This window comes from Streptomyces roseifaciens (genome assembly GCF_001445655.1).
GTDB classification, from domain to species: domain Bacteria; phylum Actinomycetota; class Actinomycetes; order Streptomycetales; family Streptomycetaceae; genus Streptomyces; species Streptomyces aureoversilis.
This window is the reverse complement of record NZ_LNBE01000002.1, coordinates 215,854-235,127: the sequence shown is the minus strand read 5'-3', so window position 1 is coordinate 235,127 and position 19,274 is coordinate 215,854. Positions and strand designations below refer to the sequence as shown.

General features: G+C 73.5%; 14 protein-coding genes and 1 pseudogene. 5 read left to right on the top strand and 10 right to left on the bottom strand.

Annotated features, from left to right (window positions below):
* Positions 1–78: 78 nt before the first annotated feature.
* Both AS857_RS02900 and AS857_RS02895 read right to left on the bottom strand, forming a co-directional pair.
* The gene (locus tag AS857_RS02900; protein ID WP_058041509.1) at positions 79–1,068 is read right to left on the bottom strand and encodes a TIGR04222 domain-containing membrane protein; all 990 of its coding nucleotides are present in this window, start codon (positions 1,066–1,068) and stop codon (positions 79–81) included.
* Positions 1,065–2,505: pseudogene (locus AS857_RS02895) on the bottom strand (MbnB/TglH/ChrH family RiPP precursor modification enzyme). Before AS857_RS02895 ends, AS857_RS02900 begins: the two are co-directional and overlap by 4 nt.
* Before the next feature lie 1,064 nt (positions 2,506–3,569).
* Here AS857_RS02895 and AS857_RS02890 point away from each other — a divergent pair.
* Positions 3,570–4,631 (top strand): tetratricopeptide repeat protein, encoded by a 1,062-nt coding sequence (locus tag AS857_RS02890; protein WP_058041508.1) that lies wholly within the window; start codon positions 3,570–3,572, stop codon positions 4,629–4,631.
* A gap of 66 nt (positions 4,632–4,697) precedes the next feature.
* Positions 4,698–5,750, top strand: a complete 1,053-nt coding sequence (locus tag AS857_RS02885; protein WP_420823912.1) for a polyprenyl synthetase family protein — start codon at positions 4,698–4,700, stop codon at positions 5,748–5,750.
* A 43-nt stretch (positions 5,751–5,793) separates the two neighbouring features.
* Here AS857_RS02885 and AS857_RS02880 read toward each other — a convergent pair whose 3' ends face one another.
* From AS857_RS02880 to AS857_RS02850, 7 genes are all read right to left on the bottom strand, one after another.
* A complete protein-coding gene (locus tag AS857_RS02880) occupies positions 5,794–7,395 on the bottom strand; it encodes an alpha/beta hydrolase (RefSeq protein WP_079110014.1) in 1,602 nt (533 codons plus the stop codon).
* Positions 7,396–7,516: 121 nt separating this feature from the next.
* Positions 7,517–8,665, bottom strand: coding sequence for an alpha/beta hydrolase family protein (locus tag AS857_RS02875; protein WP_063804170.1), 1,149 nt, complete (start codon positions 8,663–8,665; stop codon positions 7,517–7,519).
* A 57-nt stretch (positions 8,666–8,722) separates the two neighbouring features.
* On the bottom strand, positions 8,723–10,072 hold the full coding sequence (locus AS857_RS02870) for an MFS transporter (protein WP_058042065.1): 1,350 nt from the start codon (positions 10,070–10,072) through the stop codon (positions 8,723–8,725).
* 26 nt (positions 10,073–10,098) lie between these two features.
* Positions 10,099–10,716, bottom strand: coding sequence for an ArsR/SmtB family transcription factor (locus AS857_RS02865; protein ID WP_058041505.1), 618 nt, complete (start codon positions 10,714–10,716; stop codon positions 10,099–10,101).
* Between the two features lie 70 nt (positions 10,717–10,786).
* Entirely contained in the window at positions 10,787–11,938 is a 1,152-nt protein-coding gene (locus tag AS857_RS02860) for an alpha/beta hydrolase (RefSeq protein ID WP_058041504.1), read from the bottom strand.
* 124 nt (positions 11,939–12,062) lie between these two features.
* Positions 12,063–12,539, bottom strand: a complete 477-nt coding sequence (locus AS857_RS02855; protein ID WP_058041503.1) for a cupin domain-containing protein — start codon at positions 12,537–12,539, stop codon at positions 12,063–12,065.
* A gap of 4 nt (positions 12,540–12,543) precedes the next feature.
* Complete coding sequence (locus tag AS857_RS02850; RefSeq protein WP_058041502.1) at positions 12,544–12,762, bottom strand: hypothetical protein; 219 nt, start codon at positions 12,760–12,762, stop codon at positions 12,544–12,546.
* A gap of 179 nt (positions 12,763–12,941) precedes the next feature.
* On the opposite strand from AS857_RS02850, the gene AS857_RS02845 reads away from it, so the two are divergent.
* The 3 genes from AS857_RS02845 to AS857_RS02835 all read left to right on the top strand — a co-directional run bounded on the left by AS857_RS02845 (position 12,942) and on the right by AS857_RS02835 (position 17,406).
* Positions 12,942–14,126 (top strand): sensor histidine kinase, encoded by a 1,185-nt coding sequence (locus AS857_RS02845; RefSeq protein WP_058041501.1) that lies wholly within the window; start codon positions 12,942–12,944, stop codon positions 14,124–14,126.
* Positions 14,123–14,866, top strand: coding sequence for a response regulator (locus tag AS857_RS02840; protein ID WP_079110108.1), 744 nt, complete (start codon positions 14,123–14,125; stop codon positions 14,864–14,866). Before AS857_RS02845 ends, AS857_RS02840 begins: the two co-directional genes overlap by 4 nt.
* Positions 14,867–15,234: 368 nt before the next feature.
* Positions 15,235–17,406, top strand: a complete 2,172-nt coding sequence (locus AS857_RS02835; protein WP_058041500.1) for a PIG-L family deacetylase — start codon at positions 15,235–15,237, stop codon at positions 17,404–17,406.
* A gap of 128 nt (positions 17,407–17,534) precedes the next feature.
* On the opposite strand, the gene AS857_RS02830 is transcribed toward AS857_RS02835, so the two are convergent.
* Positions 17,535–19,202, bottom strand: a complete 1,668-nt coding sequence (locus tag AS857_RS02830; protein ID WP_245699558.1) for a GMC oxidoreductase — start codon at positions 19,200–19,202, stop codon at positions 17,535–17,537.
* Positions 19,203–19,274 lie beyond the last annotated feature (72 nt).

The following is a 19,274-nucleotide window of genomic DNA, read 5'->3' as shown; positions in this document are numbered from 1 at the left end:
ACGGCGATCCGCAGCGCCGTTGACCGGCACTGCGGATGATCACCGGGGTGAAGGTACCAGTTGCCCGGAACGTTCCGTTCAGGAGCTGCAGCTGCTGCCTCCACCACAGCTGGAACTCGAACTGGAGGAGGAGCAGCTGGAGCTGGAGCAGCTCGAATGACCGGAGTGGCCGGAGTGGCCGGAACAGCTCGATGCGCCGGAGCAGGCGTACCCGCCGCTGGTGTGGGACGAGGAGGACGCGGAGGAGGAAGAGGACTTCTTCGCGCTCTTGGAGTAGGAGCCCGCGCTGCCCGCACTGGTGCTCGACAGAGCCGCCTGCCTCAGCTGACTCAGGAACACCTGGTCCGGCTCGGGTCCGTCGGCGCCGTGCACGGCGACTACCCCCGCGATGCCCTCCGGGTGCGTGGCGGAGAACCGGACGCTCCAGGGGCCGGTCGCCGGCGTCAGGTTGATGAATGCCTTGCCGCACGGGGTGGGCAACGCAGCATTCGGCCCGGCCGGCCGGCACAGGACGCGGAGCACGATGCCGGCGACGAGGAAGTCGAGGACGACGAAAGGCACCACGAACGTCACGGGCATGAGGACCAGGGACACGACGCCCACGGCGGTGAGGACGAGCCCGCCCACCTGTACGTCCGCGGCGCGCCGCCACTTCTGCTTCGCCATCGGCGACACCAGCATCCCGCGCCGGACGAGGGCGCCTTCGAGGGCGTCGACGGCCGGATCGAACTGCAGCGACGTCCGGACCTTGCGCAGGGAGGTGCTCCACTCGGCGCCGCAGCGGCCCAGCAGGGCGCGCTCCACGGGGTTGTACGCGACGGCCCGCTCGGCCTTGAGCTTGCCGCTCTCGTTCACGGATATCCGCCCGTCGTCGCACATGCCGGCAATGACGGTGTCCACCACCCGGCTGCGGCCGCCGAGCAGGTACGCGACCTCCAGCAGCTCCGGCCGGCCCTGTGCGGGCGGCGGGTCGGCGAGGGCGCGGCGGCGGGCGACGACGAGCCAGGCCGACGGGGCTACGAGGGCAAGGAGGGTCACCAGGGAGGCGACGACGATGCCGGCGATCATAGGGCAGTTGCCTTTCGGGTCACGCGCGAGCGCAAGGTGTGCCAGGCCGACGCCAGGCGAGCAGGAAGCGGGGCAGGGCCGGCGGACGGCGCCGCGTGCCGGGCGGCCGTCCACGCCGCGAGGCGCTCCCGCCGCCCGGGGGCGGTGAGGATGCCGTCGGCCCGGATGCCATCGGCCCGGATGCCATCGATCCGGATACCGTCGGTCTTCAGGAGCGCCTCGGCGAAGTCGAGGGCGTCCTGGCGGTAGCCGTCGCTCATCGGACGGCCTCGGGCATAGGTGAGGAAGAGCCGCCGGAAGTCCGCCCCGAGGATCTCGGGCAGCTCCGGCTCGACCTTCGCGACGACGTCCGCGCGCTTGCCGAGCAGCGCCTGCTGCTGCACCCGCAGCCGTTGCGGGTCGAAGCCGGGCGGCGGGGGTGCGTCCGCGACGAGCGCTGAGAGCAGGGCGTGCTGGGCGTGCGCGAGGCGCCGCCGGGCGGCGTCGGAGGCGGTCTCGGACGCGGTTTCGGACACGGTTTGAGACGTGGTTTCAGACGTGGTTTCAGACACTGTGCGCCACCGCCCGCCGCCGGTCCTGCCGGGAGGAGCGCCGGGCACCGGCCACCGTCGCCCTGATCGCGTCCAGTTCCGCCGCGAGCTCTTCGGGTGCGGGGAAGGCGTCGTCGCGCTCCAGGAGGACGCCCGGGGGCGTCACGCGGGCGGCCAGCTCGGCGAGGACGTCGAGGACGGGGCCGGTCACCGGGTGGGCGTGGCTGTCGTGCCACAGCCCGCCCTGCTCGACGCCTCCGGCCACATGCACGTAGGCGATGGCTTCGAGCGGCAGTTCGTCCAGGGCGGCCGCGGGATCCTGGCCCAGGTTGACGTGGTTCGTGTGGAGGTTGGCGACGTCGATCAGGAGCCGCACGCCCGTCCTGGCGACCAGCTCGGCGAGGAACTGTCCCTCGGTCAGCTCCTCGCCGGGCCAGGGCAGGAGGGCCGCGATGTTCTCCAGCGCGAGCGGGACGGGCAGCATGTCCTGGGCGATGCGGACGTTCTCGCACAGGACGTCCAGGGCGTCGTGGGTGCGGGGCACCGGCAGCAGGTGGCCGGCCTCGATCCGCGGGGAGCCGGTCAGCGGTCCCCCGGAGCGGACGAAGGCTATGTGCTCGGAGACGAGCGGCGAGCCGAGGGCTTCGGCGCGCTCGGCGAGCGCGGCGAGCCGGGCGAGATCCGGCCGGTCGGCGCCGCCGAGGCCGAGGGAGACCCCGTGGGGTATCACCGTCGTGCCGCGCTCGCGCAGCTCCCGGAGCGGGCCGGGGAGGTGGCCCGGGCAGATGTTCTCCGCGACGACCTCCACCCAGTCGGCGCGGACCGGGCCCGCCGCCACGGCGTCGGCCGTCTCCGGGCGCCAGCCGATCCCCGTCCCCAGTGTTTTGAGCGCACTCGGCTCACTCATGGCCCCGCCCCTGTCTTTCCCGAGCTCCCCCGTGGAGCCGAACGCCTGTACCAGCGGGCTTTCCCCGCGGCACACTGTACAAATCCTGCGGCAGGGAAACAGCATCCGCCCCGGTCCGGTGCATAGCACACTCGTGGATTTCGCGCGTACATTTGCCCTCGGGTTTTCACCTCGGGGGGTCGAGTGAGCCAATACGGTGGTCAAGGCCCGGGCGGAGGTCGGGGTTCCGCCAATGGACCGGGCAATTTCGTAGCAATCGTCGCGGCCTTCATCGGGGCCGCCGGTGCCATTGTGGCCGCAGTCATCGGTGTGAAAGCGGCAGTGAACGACGGCAACCACGTCAAGCCGAGCCAGAGCGCCACCTCGCAGGGGGGTGAGCAGGGCTCGACGACCACGGGCCGGGGGAACGGCAGCGGAATGGGCGGGACGTCGGCCGGCTCGAACGGCCGGGGAAAGCCATCACCGAGCCGCAAGCCGTCCGCCTCGCACAACACCACGACGGGTTCCGTCAACGGCGGCCCGTCCGGGCCCGTCCCGTCGAAGTCGCCCGGAGGAAACGGGCAGGCTTCGGCACTGCCCCCGCAGGGACAGGTGCCGGGAGCGGCCGGGCCTGTGGGAGGGGATACGGCGGGCAATGCCGGGAGCGCGGAAAAGGGGAATCCTGCCGCCCGCCCCGGAACGGCACCGGCCGGCTGACAAGTCCGGGCGCTGCGAACCACGGTCGTACTCCCGGCGGAATTCCGCCGCGCGTTCCCTGCGGGCCTCCGTTCACGGTTCCGCCCGTGCTGTACGTCCACAACAGCCCTTCCTCCCAGGAGACTTCAAGGCACACGAACGCCTCGCGCAGTACTTGTCCATCAGGGCACCGAGCGAGCGCTCGCGCATGCCCCGTCCGCCGCCGTCCGTACATCTCTCGTATGACCCGTGCCGTCTGCACCGGACCTCAGATGTACGGAACGCCGCCTCCTGGTCTGACTACTCAGGGTGGTTCGAGGCCATAGCTTCTTGATCAACGGTAGGGCGCCCCCTGCCCCACCCGAGTGATCCCGAAGTGAGGCTGAACCATGTACGGCAAGGCATTCGCCCCCGAGTACCGGGGCTCCCTGGAAGACCTCTCTGTGAACGCCTCGCTCGAGGAAGTGCTGGCCAAGGCGGTCGAGCAACGGCAGCGTGCCCAACTGGACGGCTCCGCCCTCGACATGGCGCACGCCGAGCTGGCCGTCGCGGAGGCGAGCCGGCGGCTCGGCCGGGTGGAGGACGCCGAGCGCGCGTGGAAGGCGAGCTACCGGGCCGCGCGGCAGGCGGCTGACCTGGGGGCGATGGCCTGGGCCGTGTGGAGCGGCGGCACGCTTGCCCGGCAGCGCGGAGCCCTGGCCCTGGCCCGGCGCTGGCTCGCCATCGCCGCCGAACTCGCCGAGCGGGGCGACGACATCGTGGCCCGCGGCTACTCCCTGGCGGGGCTCGCCGAGACCGGACGCATCCAGGGCGACTACCAGGCCGTCGGCGAACTGCACGAGAAGCTGCTGGCGGAGGCGCGACGCCGCGGCGAGGCCCGGCACACCGTGTGGGCGCTGGAAGGCATCGCGCAGATGCACCGCAACTCGGGCTCGTACGACACCGCGCTGGCCATGTTCGAGGAGGCGGCGGAGATATCGGGTGGGGCCGACGACGCCCGCGGCCACGCGTGGGCGCTGCGCGGGATCGCCGACGTGCTGTCCCTGCGGGGAGAGACCGAGCGGGCGCTCGCGCTGCTGTCGGAGGCCGAGGGGACGTGCCGGCGGATGAAGCTCGTCAGCGCTCTGGCCTACAACCACAAAATGCGCGGCAACGTCCTGTTCCGGGCGGGCCGTTACGCGGAGGCCGAGGAGTGCTACCGCGGCGCGCTGGAGGAGTTCCGGGAGATGGCGGAGCCGCGGGGTGCCGCCCTGGCCCGGCTCGGACTGGTCAAGAGCCGGGCCCGGCTGGGGCACGACCGCGCCGAGACCGCCGCCGAGCTGGACGACCTGCACCGTACGCTCGGCCGGATCGGCCTGCTCCACGCCCGGCGGATGGTCGAGGCGGCGCGCGCGGAGCTGGGGATGGCGGCGGAGCCTGCGGCGTCCCCGGCGGCCCGCCCGGCCGCCTGACAGCACGTCCTTCCGCGGCAGCCCACGACAGGAGAGAGAAAGACCATGCCCACGCAGGCCGGCCCCGTGCCCCCGCAGACCGCACTCCGGACCCCCGCTCCCCAGACGCTCGCCCGCGCACGGGCGCTGGCCGAGCCCGCGCTCAGAGCCGCCGTGGCGACGCTGCACCCGCTGCCGGCCCGCATGGCGGCCTTCTCCTTCGGCTGGTGCGAGGCCGACGGCACGCCGAGCCCCTCCCCCGGCGGCAAGGGCGTCCGCCAGGCGTTCGCCCTGCTCGGCGCGGAGGCGGTGGGCGCTCCCCTCGGGACGGCGGTGCAGGCGGCGGTGGCCGTGGAGCTGGTGCACACCTTCTCGCTGGTGCACGACGACATCATGGACGGCGACGAGCGGCGGCGGCACCGGGACGCGACGTGGAAGGCGTTCGGCACCGGACCGGCCGTTCTGACGGGCGACGCCCTGTTCGCGCTGGCCGTGCGGACGGTGGCGGAGGCCGGGGGCGAGCACACCGGCCGGGCGGTGGCGCACCTGGCCGACTGCCTGGGCGAGCTGGTGCGCGGGCAGGCGGACGACCTGCTGTTCGAGAGCCGTCCGTGGACGGGGCGGGGAGCGGTCGGCATACCGGAGTACGAGGCGATGGCGGCCCGCAAGACCGGCGCCCTGCTCGGCTGCGCCCTGTCCCTGGGGCCGGTGCTGGCGGGCGCCCCGCCCCTGCAGACGGGTGCCCTCGCGGAGGCCGGGCGGCGGCTCGGCACGGCGTTCCAGATCGTGGACGACCTGCTGGGGATCTGGGGCGACCCGCGGACGACGGGCAAGCCGGTCCACGGCGACCTGCTGCGGCGGAAGAAGACCCTGCCGGTGCTGGCGGCCGTCGCCCTGGACGAAGGGGCAACCGCCCGCGAGCTGGCCCGGCTGCTGGGCCCGGGCACGCCCCCGGACGCCGCAGCCGCGGACCGCGCGGCCGGCCTGGTCGAGGCGGCCGGCGGCCGGGAGTTCGCCCTGCAGGAGGCACACCGCCATGCGGCGGCCGCCCACGAGTGCCTGCGAGGCTCCGGCCTCGCGGAGGGTGCGGTCGGTGAACTCGTCGCGCTCTCGGCGTATTTGCTGGAGCGGCAGCTGTAGCTGCTGCTCCAGCCGTAGTTGCGGCGAGCGGCCCCGCTGCGGGCTACTTCGCCGCCGGCGCCGGCAGCGGCGCGTCCTCGCAGGTGACGTCCCGGGCGGGCAGTTCTCCGGAGAGGAGGTACTTGTTCACGATGCCGTCGGCGCAGGCGCTGCCGCCCAGGTAGACGCCGTGGTCGCCGCCGGTGACCGTGACCAGGCGCGAGCCGCGCAGGTCCCGGTGGGCGCGCTGCGCAGCCTCGTAGTACGTGGCCGGGTCGTGCAGGGAGTTGAGCATCAGGACGGGCGGCAGGCCCTTGCCGGTGACCTTGACGCGCGGTGCCGGGGAGGCGGGCCACGCCGCGCACGCGGAGGCGAAGGCGAGCTCCCGGGCACCCATCAGGGGGTACTTGGCGGTGTCCTCGGCGCTGCGCCGGATCCAGGAGCCGGTGTCCCGGTTCCACGGGGTGTCGGCGCAGGTCACGGAGAGGAACTCGGCGAAGAAGTTGGTGCCGAGGTAGGAGCCGAAGACGGTGTCGACGAGCTTCCGCTCGGCGGGGGCCGCCGTGTCCCAGTGCTCCAGCGCGGCGAGCGCCTTCGCGAGGGCCGGGAAGCCCTCCTGCGAGTCGTAGATCGCCTGGATGGTGCCGCTGTCGAAGCGGTTGGGGTCGAGGGTCCTGCCCTTGCCCTCGCCCGGGCTGAGCGGGTGGTCGCGCAGCGCGCTGCGCCGCCGCTCCCACGTGGCCTTCGCCTCGGCCGCGGTGCGGCCGTAGTGGTAGGTGGCGTCGTTCTTCGCGAGCCAGGGCAGGAAGTCCTGCTCGAAGCGGCGCTGGAAGCTCTTCGGCTGGCCCTTCTCGAAGTCCTCCCAGGTGCCGCCGAAGGCTATGTTGCTGTCCAGGACGGCGCGTTCGACGCGCTGCGGGAAGAGCGAGGCGTAGTACGCGCCGACCATGGTCGCGTAGGAGGCCCCGTAGTAGGAGATCTTCCGCTCGCCGAGCAGGGCGCGGAAGAGGTCCATGTCGCGCACGGTCTGCTCGGTGGTGATGTACGGGAGGAGGTCCCCGTGCTTCGCGCGGCAGGCGTCGGCGAGCTTGCGGGAGTTGTCCACGACGCGTTGCACGGCGGCGGGCGAGCGGTCGCGGAAGTCGCCCGCGAAGAAGGCGTCGAGCTCGTCCTGGGTCTGGCACTGCAGCGGCGTGCTCCTGCCGACGCCGCGCTGGTCGAAGCTGACGATGTCGTGGACGGCGCCGATCGCGGGCGCCTTCCGGGCGACGCCGGCCGGCCGCAGCAGCCCCTTGCCGCCGGGTCCCCCCGCGGCCATCATCAGCACCCCGCGCCGGTGGGCGGGGTCGCTCGCCCGCACGCGGGACACGGCGATCGTGAGGTCCTTGCCGGCGTCCGGGGCGTGCCAGTCGCGCGGGACGGTCATCTCCGCGCACTCCATGGTGGCCAGCTCGGGGCAGGGCTGCCAGGCCAGCTTCTGGGAGGCGTACCGCTCGGGCACGGTCACGGCCGTGGCCGGGCGCGGCTGCGCGGTCGCGCCCTGCTGCGCAGCGGCTGCTCCCGCCGGGAGCACTGCGGCCGCGACCACCGCGGCGAGCGCGGCCGACACGGCGGAGAGTGCGAAGACCGCCGGTACGGTGCGCCGCGATTTCCTGAGCTCGAACATCGAACCTCCTGGTGCGTGGTGACGGTTCGATGCTCCCGGGCGGGGCGGCCGCGATCGACCCCGCTGGTATCCGTTCCGGGGGTGGCACTGGTGCCACCCCCGGGTCTCCCGAGGATGCGCGTTACTTCTTCTTCAGGACGGTGACTTCCGGGTAGGCCGCGGACGGCCGGTCGAGGAGCGGGCTCGGCGTGCCGCGCAGGTGCCGGTCGACGAACGCGTTCACGTACGCACGGGTGAGCGCGGTCGAGCGGATGCCGTGCAGGCTGCCGTAGGCGCCGTGGACCTGCTCCGGCGGGATCTGGTCGGGCATTCCGAACCGGTCCGCGATCCAGGGGGCGTCCGTGAACGTCAGGTGGCCGCCTTCGGGCACGTCGAGCCAGCGCTTCCAGCCCGTCAGCCGCTGCCAGTTCTTGTTCCAGTTCTCCGCGTCGTCGCCGGACCGCTGTGCACCGAAGAGCATCACGGGCTTCTTCAGCCCCTCGGCGGGCAGGTCGATGGGGAAGTTGCCGTCGAGGTTGACGGCGGCGTCCACGCGCTTGTCGCCGCGCAGGGCCTCCACCGCGCTCGCGCCGCCGATGGAGTGGCCGACCACGGCGATCCGGCCGCGGTCGACGGCGAGCGGGCTGCCGGGGGCGGTCAGCCGGTCGAGGAGGAAGGAGAAGTCCTTCGCCCGGTTCCGCACGACGGCGGCCATGTCCGGCTTCGCGCAGGTCTCACAGGTCTCGATGCGCCCGCCGGGGAACTCGACCGGGGCCTCGTAGGTGTGGTCGACCGCGGCCACGGCGTACCCGCGGGACGCGAGGTCCTCGCCGAGCGCGGTGAGGGTCAGCCGGCTCATCCCGAAGCCCGGCGAAAGGACGACCAGCGGCCGGGGCTTGCCGGCCGGCTCGGCGTCCAGGGTCGAGTTCGTGCGGACGCCGGCGAGATCCTCCTTGCCGAGGACCGCCTTGGAGAGCTCCTTCGACACGTAGGGGGCGTTCTTGTCGCCCTGGTGCCGCGCCGGGTACCAGAGCGAGACCATGAGCTGCCGCTTGCCGGCGGCGGGCTTCCACGGGTCGGGGCGCGAGGTGTCGACGAGGTGCAGCGTCTTCGTCCCGACCGGCATCTTGCCCGTGGGCGCCGGCACCTCGGCCGGCGTTCCGGGCGCCGCCGGCCCGGGGGTCCGTTCCGCCGCCGCGGCCACGGCGGGCATCTGGGGTGCGGCGAAGGCCATGAGGAGCGCGGCGGCCACGAAGGACCGCCGCGATGTCTTCCGCGATTTCCACAACATGATCATCACGTTATGCGGCCGTGACACGTCCCGCCATCAGCCTCAGGTCGGAGATGATCAACTTCGCACGGCGACGCCTTCCGGCGCTTCGCGAGGGGTGCCGGCACCGCGCCGGCGGTCCATCTCGCGCCACTCCGGGCGCAGTCCGGCCAGGTTGGTGGTGAGGAAGTACATCGCCCCTCCCACCAGGAGGACGGGCGTCAGCCCCGCGGACGTGACGGCGAGCCCGGCGAGCAGGCCGCCGAGGGGGATGCCCGCCCAGGCCAGGGAGTCGCCCAGCGCCCGCACCCGGCCCAGCAGGGCGCGCGGCACCCGCTCGAAGGACACGGCACCGAGGATGGGGTTGAGGAAGCCGCCGCCGAACCCGCTGACGGCGAACACCACGAGCACCACCCACAACGGCGCGCCGCAGGCGAGCACGACGAACCTCGGTGCCCCTGCGAGCAGGAAGCCCGCGAAGAACACGGGGCGGCGACGCAGCCGGGGGGCGAGCGCAGCGGCCACGAGGCTGCCGCAGACGGCCGCGACGCCCGCCGCGCTGCTGGTGAGGCCGATGGCCGCGGGGCCGCCGCCGGAGCTCTCGGCCCACACGGGGACGAGGACGGCCGTGAAGCCCACGTCGAGGAGGTTGGTGATGCCTGCCGTGACGATGATCGTGAGCAGCAGGGGTTCGCCGCGCAGGAAGGCGAAGCCTTCGCCGAAACGGCGCCAGTAGCCTGCCGGTTCGCCCGTACCGCCGTCCGTGGGCGCGTCGCCCGACGGCACCGCGAGGCCCATGCCGCGCGGGAGCGCGAGCGCGATCACGAGCGAACCCAGGGCGAAGCAGACGGCGTTGACGACCAGGCCGGCCATCGGGCCGAGCAGCGCCACCAGCACGCCGCCGGCCGCTGGGCCGACCGTGGAGGCGAGGCGCTCGGTGACGCCGGAAAGGCCGGTAGCCCGTTCCAGGGAGACCCGGCTGCGCTCCGCCGCCTCCGGCACCATGATCGCTTTGGCCAGGTCGCCGGGCCCGCGCACGGCGCCGATCACCGCGACGAGGCCGAGCAGCAGCCAGAACGGCAGCAGGTCCAGGGCATGGAGCAGGGGGATCAGCGCGGCAGCGGCGGCGCTGAGGGAGTCGGTCGCCCAGGAGACGACGCGCGGTCCGACGCGGTCAACCAGGGGGCCGGTGAGCATCTTGACCACGACGTACGGGGTCATCTCGCAGAAGGCGACGAGCCCGGTCTGCGCGGCGCTGCCGGTGGTGACGAGCACGAACCACGGCAGGGCGACCGCCGAGACGCGCGTGCCCGTCAGGGAGACGGCCGTTGCCGCGAGGACTCCAGCGAGCGGGCGGACGCTGCGACCTGCGGAGGGGCCGCCGAGGGCTCCGCCCGGGCGTCGGGGGTACGGAAGACGGCCGGATATCCGGCCACGCCGCGGCGCCGGCGGGGTCACGCTCCTTCCCGCCTGTCCGCGCCGGCTCCCGCGCCGCCTTCCGTACGGCCCTCCGCGACTGCAGGGTCGGGCAGGAGGTGCAGGGTGAGCGCGACGGGCTCGCTGTCCGCGGGGGCGTCCGCGCCGGACGCGTACTGCCGGTAGCGCTCGACGACCGCCCGGAGCTCCCCGGTCAGCTCCGCGGCTTCCTGCGGGGTGAGCCGCAGGTTCCAGTCGCTCATGTCGAACGCGTCCCGCCAGGGCTTCGGCAGGGCCGGGTACGCGGCGACGGCCAGCTGGGTGCGGAGGGTGTGGGCGGCCACGACGCCCTGGACGTAGCCGAGCATGGCCTCGGGCTCCTGCTCGGCGAGCTCGTCGTCGTCGATCACCGTGGCCTCGTGGACGGCACGCCACCAGCGCTCGCGGGCATTGCCCAGCGACGCGTCCTCCGCGACGAAGCCCGCGGCGGCGAGCTGCCGGAGGTGGTAACTGGTCGCCCCGGAGGCCAGGCCGAGGCGCTCGGCGAGCCGGGTCGCCGTCGAGGGGCCGTACAGCCGCAGCAGGCCCACGAGTTGCACGCGTACGGGGTGAGCCAGGGCACGCAGGCCCTTGGCGTCGAGAACGACATGGGTCATTCCCCCGACTCTAGACTGCCAAGGTTTCTTTGCAAAGAAACCTTGGCAGTCAAATCTTGGCGGTCCAGGTCTAGGCGTAGGCGCCGAGGGCGATGTCCGCGAAGTTGCGCAGGGAGTCCGTGCCGGGGGCGAAGTAGCCGGTGTGGCCGTGGGCGCCGTGTGTGGGGACGACGCGGGCGCCGAACTCCGCGGACGTGGGGTCGGTGCCGTGGCCGAGGCCGAAGAGGTCGACGTTGGGGACGTTGCCTATCCAGTCCGAGGAGTTGCGCGCGGCGGCCCAGACGCGGGCGCCGGTGTGCAGTCCGGCCACCGAGTCGGCGCGCATGCCGGGGCTGCCGAGCGCCACGAGGTCGGCGGCCTCGGTGCGGTCGACGGACGGGGCGGCCAGGCCGCAGACCACCGAGCCGTAGCTGTGGCAGAACACGGAGGGCGGCGGTGCGGCGGGAGAGGCGGCGGCCGCCGCCAGCCCGGCGAGCAGGCGCTCCAGGCGCACGGCCCCGGCTTGCGCGAGGCGCCCGGTGGCGGCGTCAAGGCCGAGGCCCACGGGCGTGGTGTAGCCGGCCCAGGCGATGACGGCGGTCGGGGTGCCGGGTGCCCTGCGCTCCATCTCGGCCCGCAGGGAGGCGGCCATCCCGGTGGGGGTGCCGTAGCGGTCCTTCGTCCGGTCGAAGGTGCGGAGGTCGATGTCCGAGCCGGGCACGATCACGGCGGTGTGCCGGGCGGCCGCCAGATCGCCGTACACCTCGGCGACCTGGCCGCGGCCGCGCGGGTCGAAGGCCAGGATGCGGCGGCCCGGCGCGAGCAGCCGCTCGCAGCGGTCGGCCCGCTCGCGGGCCTCTTCCCGCGCGGCGCGGGTCAGGCCGGGGTCCGCGGCCCGGGCCTGCATCTTCTCCCGCTCGGCGGCTATCGCCCGGGCGTTGGCCTCGTACCGCAGGGGCACGGGCGCACCGTCGAGGTTGCCGACGACCAGCGCGTGACGGGCCGCCAGGTCCTTGCGCTGGGCCTCGGTGAGACCGGCGAAGAACGCGGCGACCGTACGCGGTGCCGCCGTCGCCGGGTCCGGCAGCTCGCGGTGGAGGGAGTGGTCCGCACGCCAGGCCTCGGCGCCGGCGGGCGGGCCGCTGACCACGGCCTGCTCGTCGCTGACGGCCCAGCCGGCCGTGCCGGCCACGACCGTGGCGGCCAGAGCTGCGGCGATCAGCGTGCGCTTGAAGCGGCCCATGACTGTCTCTCCCTCGTCCCGTTCCGTGACTGAGGGAAAGCTAGAAAGAGGGTGTCCGAACCTGCGTCACCCCAGGGAGCCAACCCTGGGGTGATACCTCAGTAGGGGGTGGGCGAGGGCGCCGTCACCCCCTCGCGGAATCCTCGGGATCCTCGGAGTCCTCGAAGTCCTCGTAGTCGAAGCCCGGTGCGACCACGCACGTCACCAGCACCGGCTCGTCCCCCGCGGGACCGGCCGACTGCCACACGCCGCCGGGCACCAGGAACTGCGGTTGCTCGCCGCGCTCGACGCCGGGTCCGACGACCACTTCGGCGGCATCCTTCCCGTCGGGCGTATCGCCGGAGCCGCCGAGCCGCATCAGCAGTGGGCCGCCGCGGTGCCACAGCCACAGCTCGTCGGAGCGCACGCGGTGCCAGCGGGAGACCTCACCGGGGTGGAGGAGGTAGTAGATGCCGGTGGCGAAGGCCCGCGGGCCGCCGTAGCCGTCGGGGACCGCCTCGCGCGAGGTCCTCCACGTCTCGCGGAACCACCCTCCCTCGACGTGCGGTTGGAGACCGAGGAGCTCGACCAGTTCCGAAGTGCCGGAAGTCCTGTCAGCCATGGGGTCATTCTCGCGCGGACTCGGCCTCGACGCTGTCCGAGGCTATGACCAAAGCCGTACCGATGACGGCGAGGACGATGCTCGCGTACATCTCGTAGCCGTCGAGGAAACCGAGGTAACGCACGACCACCCAGTAGTGGAACCAGCCGGTGAGTCCGTGGACGACGCCGCCCAGCCCCTGCAGGACGAGGATGACGCCGACGCCTTCGAGCAGCTTCTTCATACCCGCCATGCTCCTGCCGCCGCCCCGCCCCGGTCATCGCCCGGAAGGCTGCGCGGCGCCGACCGAAGTAGCAGCCCGCAGGCCCCCGGATCATCCAAGGTCCCGCCTCGTACAACTTTGGTATCGGCCCTCCGTCCGGCGCCTCCGGTCCGCCCGCCGCATCGGTAAATTGGCTGCTCATGGACGTGAAGACCGAGGAGACGGCGGAGGTGCAGCCCCGCACGGCGCGCAGTGTGCGCGACTGGGCGGTCGACATCCTCTGCATCGCCCTCGCCGCCGTGATCGGGATACTGGCCGCCGAGGCGCTGCGCAAGGACCCGGGCGCCTCGCCCGCGCTCCTCTTCTTCGACCAGATCGTGGGCGCCCTGGCCTGCGTCGCGCTGTGGATGCGCCGCCGGTGGCCGGTGCCGCTCGCCGTGGTCCTGGTGGTGGTGAGCACCCCCGTGCCGCCCGCCGCAGGGGCGATGCTGGTGGCGGTGTTCACGGTCGCCGTGCACCGGCCGTTCCGGACCGTGGCCGCCGTGGGAGGGCTCGCGCTGATCAGCGAGCCGCTGCAGGCGGCGATCCGTCCCGACCCGGACCTGCCGTTCCCCGCCGCGACCGCCACGGGCCTGCTGCTGGTCCTCACCGTCATCGGCTGGGGCATGTTCGTCCGGTCCCGGCGCCAGCTGGTCCTGTCGCTGCGCGAGCGCGCCCGGCGGGCCGAGGCGGAGGCGCAGTTGCGGGCTGAGCAGGCCCAGCGCCTGGCCCGCGAGCGCATCGCCCGGGAGATGCACGACGTCCTGGCGCACCGGCTGTCGCTGCTGTGCGTGCACGCGGGGGCGCTGGAGTTCCGTCCGGACGCGCCGCCCGCGGAGGTCGCCCGGGCCGCCGGGGTGATCCGTGACAGTGCGCATCAGGCCCTGGAGGATCTGCGCGAGGTGATCGGGGTGCTGCGCGCCCCCGGCGCGGAGGGCGGAGGGGACCGCCCGCAGCCCACCCTGGCGGCGCTGGAGGAGCTGGTGGAGGAGTCCCGGCAGGCGGGCACGGAGGTGGTGCTCGACCAGCGGGTGGCCGACGCCCCGTCGGTTCCGGAGGCCACGGGCCGCACGGTGTACCGGATCGTGCAGGAGGCGCTGACCAATGCCCGTAAGCACGCCGGAGGGGCGGCGGTGAGGATCACGGTCGAGGGCTCCCCGGAGGCGGGGCTGACGGTCGGGATCACCAATCCGCCGGGGGACGGCAGCGGAGCATCCGTGCCCGGGTCCGGGCAGGGTCTCATCGGGCTGGCCGAGCGCGCCGCCCTCGCCGGCGGCCGGCTCTCGCACGGCCCCACCCCCGACGGCGGCTTCCGCGTCGACGGCTGGCTACCGTGGCGGCCATGAACGCCCCGCAGCCGCCGCACGGCCCCGAGCCCTCGCACTCCCCCGGGGCCCAGGCCCAGCGGTCCCCGGAGGCCCGGCCGATCCGGGTCCTGCTCGTGGACGACGACCCCCTGGTGCGGGCCGGGCTGTCGTTCATGCTGGGCGGCCTGCCCGACATCCGCATCGTCGGAGAGGCCGCCGACGGCTCGGAGGTCACCGCCCTCGTCGACCGGCACGCGCCCGACGTGGTGCTGATGGACATCCGCATGCCGTCGGTCGACGGCCTGGCCGCCACGGAGGAGCTGCGCCGCCGCGAAGGCGCCCCGGAGGTCGTCGTCCTGACGACCTTCCACGCCGACGAGCAGGTGCTGCGGGCCCTGCGCGCCGGAGCGGCGGGCTTCGTCCTCAAGGACACCCCTCCGGCGGAGATCGTCGCGGCGGTGCGCAGGGTCGCCGCCGGCGAGCCGGTCCTCTCCCCCGCCGTCACGCAGCAGCTGATCACCCGGGTCACGGAGCGGGAGCGGGACACCCGGGGCGACCGGGCCCGGGCGCTGCTGGCCGCGCTCAACGACCGGGAGCGGGAGGTCGCGGGCTGTGTCGGGCGCGGGCAGTCGAACGCGGAGATCGCCGGCGCGCTCTATATGAGCGTGGCGACGGTCAAGACGCACGTCTCGCGCATCCTCACCAAGCTGGGCCTCAACAACCGGGTGCAGATCGCCCTGCTCGTCCACGACGCGGGCGGGCCCGGCGCGGAGGCCTGAGGCACTCCCCGCCCGGAGCCCGTCCGTCCGGAACCGGCCCCGGGCGGGCCCGGCGTCCGCCGCGGACCGGTCCCGGGGCCGCCCCGGCACAGCTCCGTGAGCAGCTCCCCGAACGGACCGGACCGGCGCTTTCCATAAGCCGCTCCGCTACCGCCACGCGACCGTCGGTCACCCTGGCACGCCCGTAGGGCGGTGTTGCGCAACCGCCTACGAAACTACATGCGGCCGACGTACGGCTGTTACAAAACAGCGGGGAAACAGCAGGTTGCCGGTCATAGGATCGAACTCATGATCCATGGGCGATTAGTTCTAATCGCCCCTTTGCTTTTCTACCCGCGCATCACGCGCAGGAGAGTGGGGGGAAACCTGTGCCTGGGCACATACCGCGCCGACGTGTACTCCAGGTCGCGGGCGGCGGCATCGTCGTCGGAGCCGGTGCGGTGGGTGCCTGGCAGTGGCTGTCCCCGGAGGCGAAGAAGAAGGCCACGCAGGACGGCGCCCCGGTGCGCCCCGCGAAGGCCACGACGTCCGAGTCGTTCGTCCACGTCATCGCCCACCCCGACGACTCCCTCTACTTCATGAACCCGGAGCTGGAGCAGTCGATCCTCGGCGGCGGCCCCTCCGTGACGGTCTGTCTCACCGGCGGCGAGTCCGACGGCCGCAACGAGCTGTCGGGCGCCCGCGGCTACAAGCGGCTGCCCGAGAAGCGGGGCGAGTTCGTCCGCGCCCGGCTCAACGGCTTCCGCGAGGCGACGGCCCAGATGGCCACCGGCGACTGGCTCAGCCCTTGGACCGTGGAGGCCCTGTCCCTCCTGCCCGGCATCCAGGTCGAGCTGCACACCCTGCGCGCGGCCCCCCAGGTCCAGCTGATCTTCCTGGAGCTGGTCGAGGCCCGCACCCTGCGCAACCCGCGCAAGGAGAGCCTGCGCGGCCTGTGGCTCGAGGCGACCCCGCAGCTGACGACGCTCCGGCCGGCCGGCAGCCCGGTCAGGAGCACCTTCCAGTACGGCCGCAAGCAGCTCATCGACACCCTCGTCGCGATATTCGAGCGCTACCAGCCGACCGTCGTCCGCACCCTGGACCCGAACCCCACGCACCTGCCGAAGCCGCCGGAGTTCCCGAACACCCCGCCCGTCCTGCGCGGCATAGCCAAGTACGACCACCAGGACCACACGACGTCCGCGTTCTTCGCCCAGGCCGCGCTCGCCGAGTACTGGGGCCGCAAGCACGCCCGGCCCACGGCCGTGGACAGCTACGTCGGCTACGAGGTCACCCACCTCCCCAGCAACCTCGACAAGGTCACCACCGACCACAAGCTCAAGTTCCTCGACACCTACGGCTGGGCCGACGGCAAGGACTGCGGCGACACCGCGGGCTGCGGCGACCGCAAGGTGGGCCGTACCTCCGGGACGAAGTACCACGGCTGGTCGAGCAACTGCCGGCACCGCGCGCCCGGCACGATGCGCTGGGTGCAGCCGCTGTCCGACGGCCGCCTCGCGGCGTTCGCGGTCCTCGACGGTGCGGCGCAGTGCTGGACCGAGGCCAAGGCCGGCAGCGGCATCTGGTCCACCCCCACCTCCCTCGGCGGCTCGATGCTGGAGGGCCAGGTGCAGGCGCTGCGCCACTCCGACGGCACCCTGCAGCTGTTCTCCATACGCACGGTGCTGCCCGCGAAGGACACGCCGCACCGGCGCGAGGTCGTCACCGCGCTGCAGAGCGGCGGCGACTCCGGCGGCACCCCGTCGTTCGGCCCCTGGGAGTCGCTGGGCTCGCCCGAGCAGGATCCCGCCCGCTCGATGGAGATGGGCTACCCGGTCGCCGTGGCCGGCACCGACGGCACGGTCCACGTCTTCGTCCGCACCTTCGAGGGCGAGGTGAGCCGGCGCAGCGGCGCCGGCGGCAAGGACTTCTCCGAGTGGGAGACGCTCCCCTCGGCCGACCCCCGGGTGAAGATCGAGGACGGGCTCGACGCGGCCCTCGACAGCCAGGGCCGGATCCACCTCGTCGCCGCCGACACGAAGACCGTGCACCACTGGATGTCGCAGGGCCCCGGCGGCCCGCTGCAGCCGGCCGAGCCGACGAAGCTCCCCGCTGTCACCGGCCCGCTGAGCCTCGCCCCCCTCCCGAGCGGCGGCATGCGCATGGCCGTGCGGCAGCCGAACACCTCCCGGGTGCTCGTCGTCGACCGGATCGGCGACGACAAGGGCTGGCGCGTCTCGGCCCAGTGCGACCCGCTCAGCGGCCACGGCCGCGTCGCCGTCGGACAGGCCGGCAACACCACCGTGCTCACCGACCACGACGGCAAAGGCCGCGTGCGGCTGTCCGCCGGGTCCGGCCGACCGGGTCCGTGGGGCAAGGACGGCATTCCGTTCCGGGGTGTCCCCGGCGTCGCGCTCGACGCCAAGGGCAATGCGGTCGCGGTCGTCGTCATGGGCCTGGACAACAAGCTGAGCAGCGCGCGGCTGCGCGGCTCGGGCAAGGGCGCGTTCACGGACTGGATCGCCCACGACGGGAAGGCGCGGACGAACGTCCAGTCGTAGGACGTCGTACGGGGGCGGGGCGACGTACGGGGGCGGGGCGACGTACAGGGGTGGGGCGACGTACAGGGGTGGGGCGCCCGGTGCCGGCGCCCCGGCAGCGCGGCGGCCCGCCGCGCGACGCCCCGGGCCTATCGCGCGATGTCCTCGGCGAGGACCCGTTCGACGTTCCGCTCGGCCAGCGCCGTGATGGTCACGAACGGGTTCACCCCGATGGAGCCCGGGATCAGCGCCCCGTCGTTCACGTACAGGTGCCGGTACCCGGCGACCCGCCCGTAGGCGTCGGTGGCCCGGCCCAGGACGCAGCCGCCGAGCGGGTGGTAGCAGAAGTCGTCCCCGAAGGCCTTGGGCCGCGGGCCGAAGAGGTCGTAGCGGTAGTCGGTGCCGTTCGCCTTGTTCATCCGGTCGAAGAAGGACTTCGCCGCGGCGACGGCGGGGGCGTTCTGCTCCCGCTCCCAGCGCAGCCGTACGCGGTCCGTGGCGCGGTCGTGGACGAACGTGCCGCGCTCGGGGTTCCTGGTGACGGCCAGGTACATGCTGATCCCGGTCTCGAAGCCCGCGGGCAGCGGGGCGACGTCGGCGAAGACGGGCGCCGCGGGATCGTCCCAGTCGTCGATGCACGTCGCGGCGATGGCCGACTGGCGGGCGCCCGTGGGGTGCAGCAGCGTGTTGGCGCGGCCGGCCATGACGTTGCCGTTCGGCCCCCAGCCCGCGCCGACCTCCGCGCCGAGGTCCGGCAGGGTGCCGGTGTCGCGGGCCCGGACGAGCAGCTCCGTGGAGCCGAGGCTGCCGGCGCCGAGGAAGAGGTAGCGGCAGCCGATCTCCTTGGGGGCGAGCCGCCGCCCCTCCGCGTCGATCGGCTCGGCGGTCAGGACGTACGTGCCGTCCTTCTCGCGGCGGACCTTCGTGACGCGGTGCAGGGTCTCGATGGTGACCTTGCCGGTGCCGAGGGCGGCGGCGAGGTAAGTCTTGTCCAGGCTCTGCTTGCCGTGGTTGTTGCCGTACATGACCTCGGCGGCCAGGGCGGACCTCGGCACCTCGCCCGCGGCCTCGCGCCGCATGTAGGCGAAGTCGTAGACGTTGGGGACGAACCTCGTCCTCATCCCCGCCTTCGTGGCCGCCTCGCGCGCGACCCGGGCGAAGCGGTACCACTCCGTCTGCTCGAACCAGTCCGCGGCCACCTCGTTCGCCCTGAGCATCGCGAGGGCGCGCGGGAAGTGACGGCCGTACATCTCGCCGGCGTCGACCTGCGGGAGCACTTCTTCGAAGTAGGAGCGCCGGGGCGTCGCGGCGATGCCGCCGTTGACGAGCGAGCCGCCGCCCACCCCGCGCCCCACGTACACGCCCATCTGCCCGAAGTTCACGCGGTCGAGGACGCCCGCGTACGGCTGGACCGGGCGGTTGACGACGTCGAGCCAGAGGAAGGAGGCGATCGGCGCCTCGGTGCGGTTCTTGAACCAGGTGGAGCGCCGGTCGGGGTCGAGCATCCCGCAGAAGACCTTGCCGTCCGGCCCGGGCCGGTTCCACAGCTGTCCCGTCTCCAGCATCAGCGTCCCGATGCCGGCCTCCGCCAGCCGCAGCGCGGTGACGGCCGCCCCGTAGCCGGTGCCGACGACCACGGCCGGCACGAAGGCGCCGCTTCCGGCCGGGCCGGGTGCGGACGGCCGCGGTCCGGCCGCAGCCGTGATCGTGGTCGCCCCCGTGAGAGAGGCGGCGCCGAAGGCGGCCCAGCCCAGCAGACGGCGGCGCGAGAGGGAGATGTTTCCGGCGCTGGTGGCGTGATCCGGTCTCTTCGACACCGCACCCAAGGTAGCAGCGCGTCAGAAGGTGACTACAGGGCGTACGTGACCGGGGTGCGGTGAAATGGGGTG

What these genes read in the sequence shown, in the direction of transcription:
- AS857_RS02865 (WP_058041505.1), bottom strand. Translation starts at nt 10,716, where the DNA reads ATGACCCATGTCGTTCTCGACGCCAAGGGCCTGCGTGCCCTGGCTCAC.
- AS857_RS02845 (WP_058041501.1), top strand. Translation starts at nt 12,942, where the DNA reads ATGGACGTGAAGACCGAGGAGACGGCGGAGGTGCAGCCCCGCACGGCG.
- AS857_RS02860 (WP_058041504.1), bottom strand. Translation starts at nt 11,938, where the DNA reads ATGGGCCGCTTCAAGCGCACGCTGATCGCCGCAGCTCTGGCCGCCACG.
- AS857_RS02900 (WP_058041509.1), bottom strand. Translation starts at nt 1,068, where the DNA reads ATGATCGCCGGCATCGTCGTCGCCTCCCTGGTGACCCTCCTTGCCCTC.
- AS857_RS02890 (WP_058041508.1), top strand. Translation starts at nt 3,570, where the DNA reads ATGTACGGCAAGGCATTCGCCCCCGAGTACCGGGGCTCCCTGGAAGAC.
- AS857_RS02880 (WP_079110014.1), bottom strand. Translation starts at nt 7,395, where the DNA reads ATGTTCGAGCTCAGGAAATCGCGGCGCACCGTACCGGCGGTCTTCGCA.
- AS857_RS02840 (WP_079110108.1), top strand. Translation starts at nt 14,123, where the DNA reads ATGAACGCCCCGCAGCCGCCGCACGGCCCCGAGCCCTCGCACTCCCCC.
- AS857_RS02850 (WP_058041502.1), bottom strand. Translation starts at nt 12,762, where the DNA reads ATGAAGAAGCTGCTCGAAGGCGTCGGCGTCATCCTCGTCCTGCAGGGG.
- AS857_RS02875 (WP_063804170.1), bottom strand. Translation starts at nt 8,665, where the DNA reads ATGTTGTGGAAATCGCGGAAGACATCGCGGCGGTCCTTCGTGGCCGCC.
- AS857_RS02855 (WP_058041503.1), bottom strand. Translation starts at nt 12,539, where the DNA reads ATGGCTGACAGGACTTCCGGCACTTCGGAACTGGTCGAGCTCCTCGGT.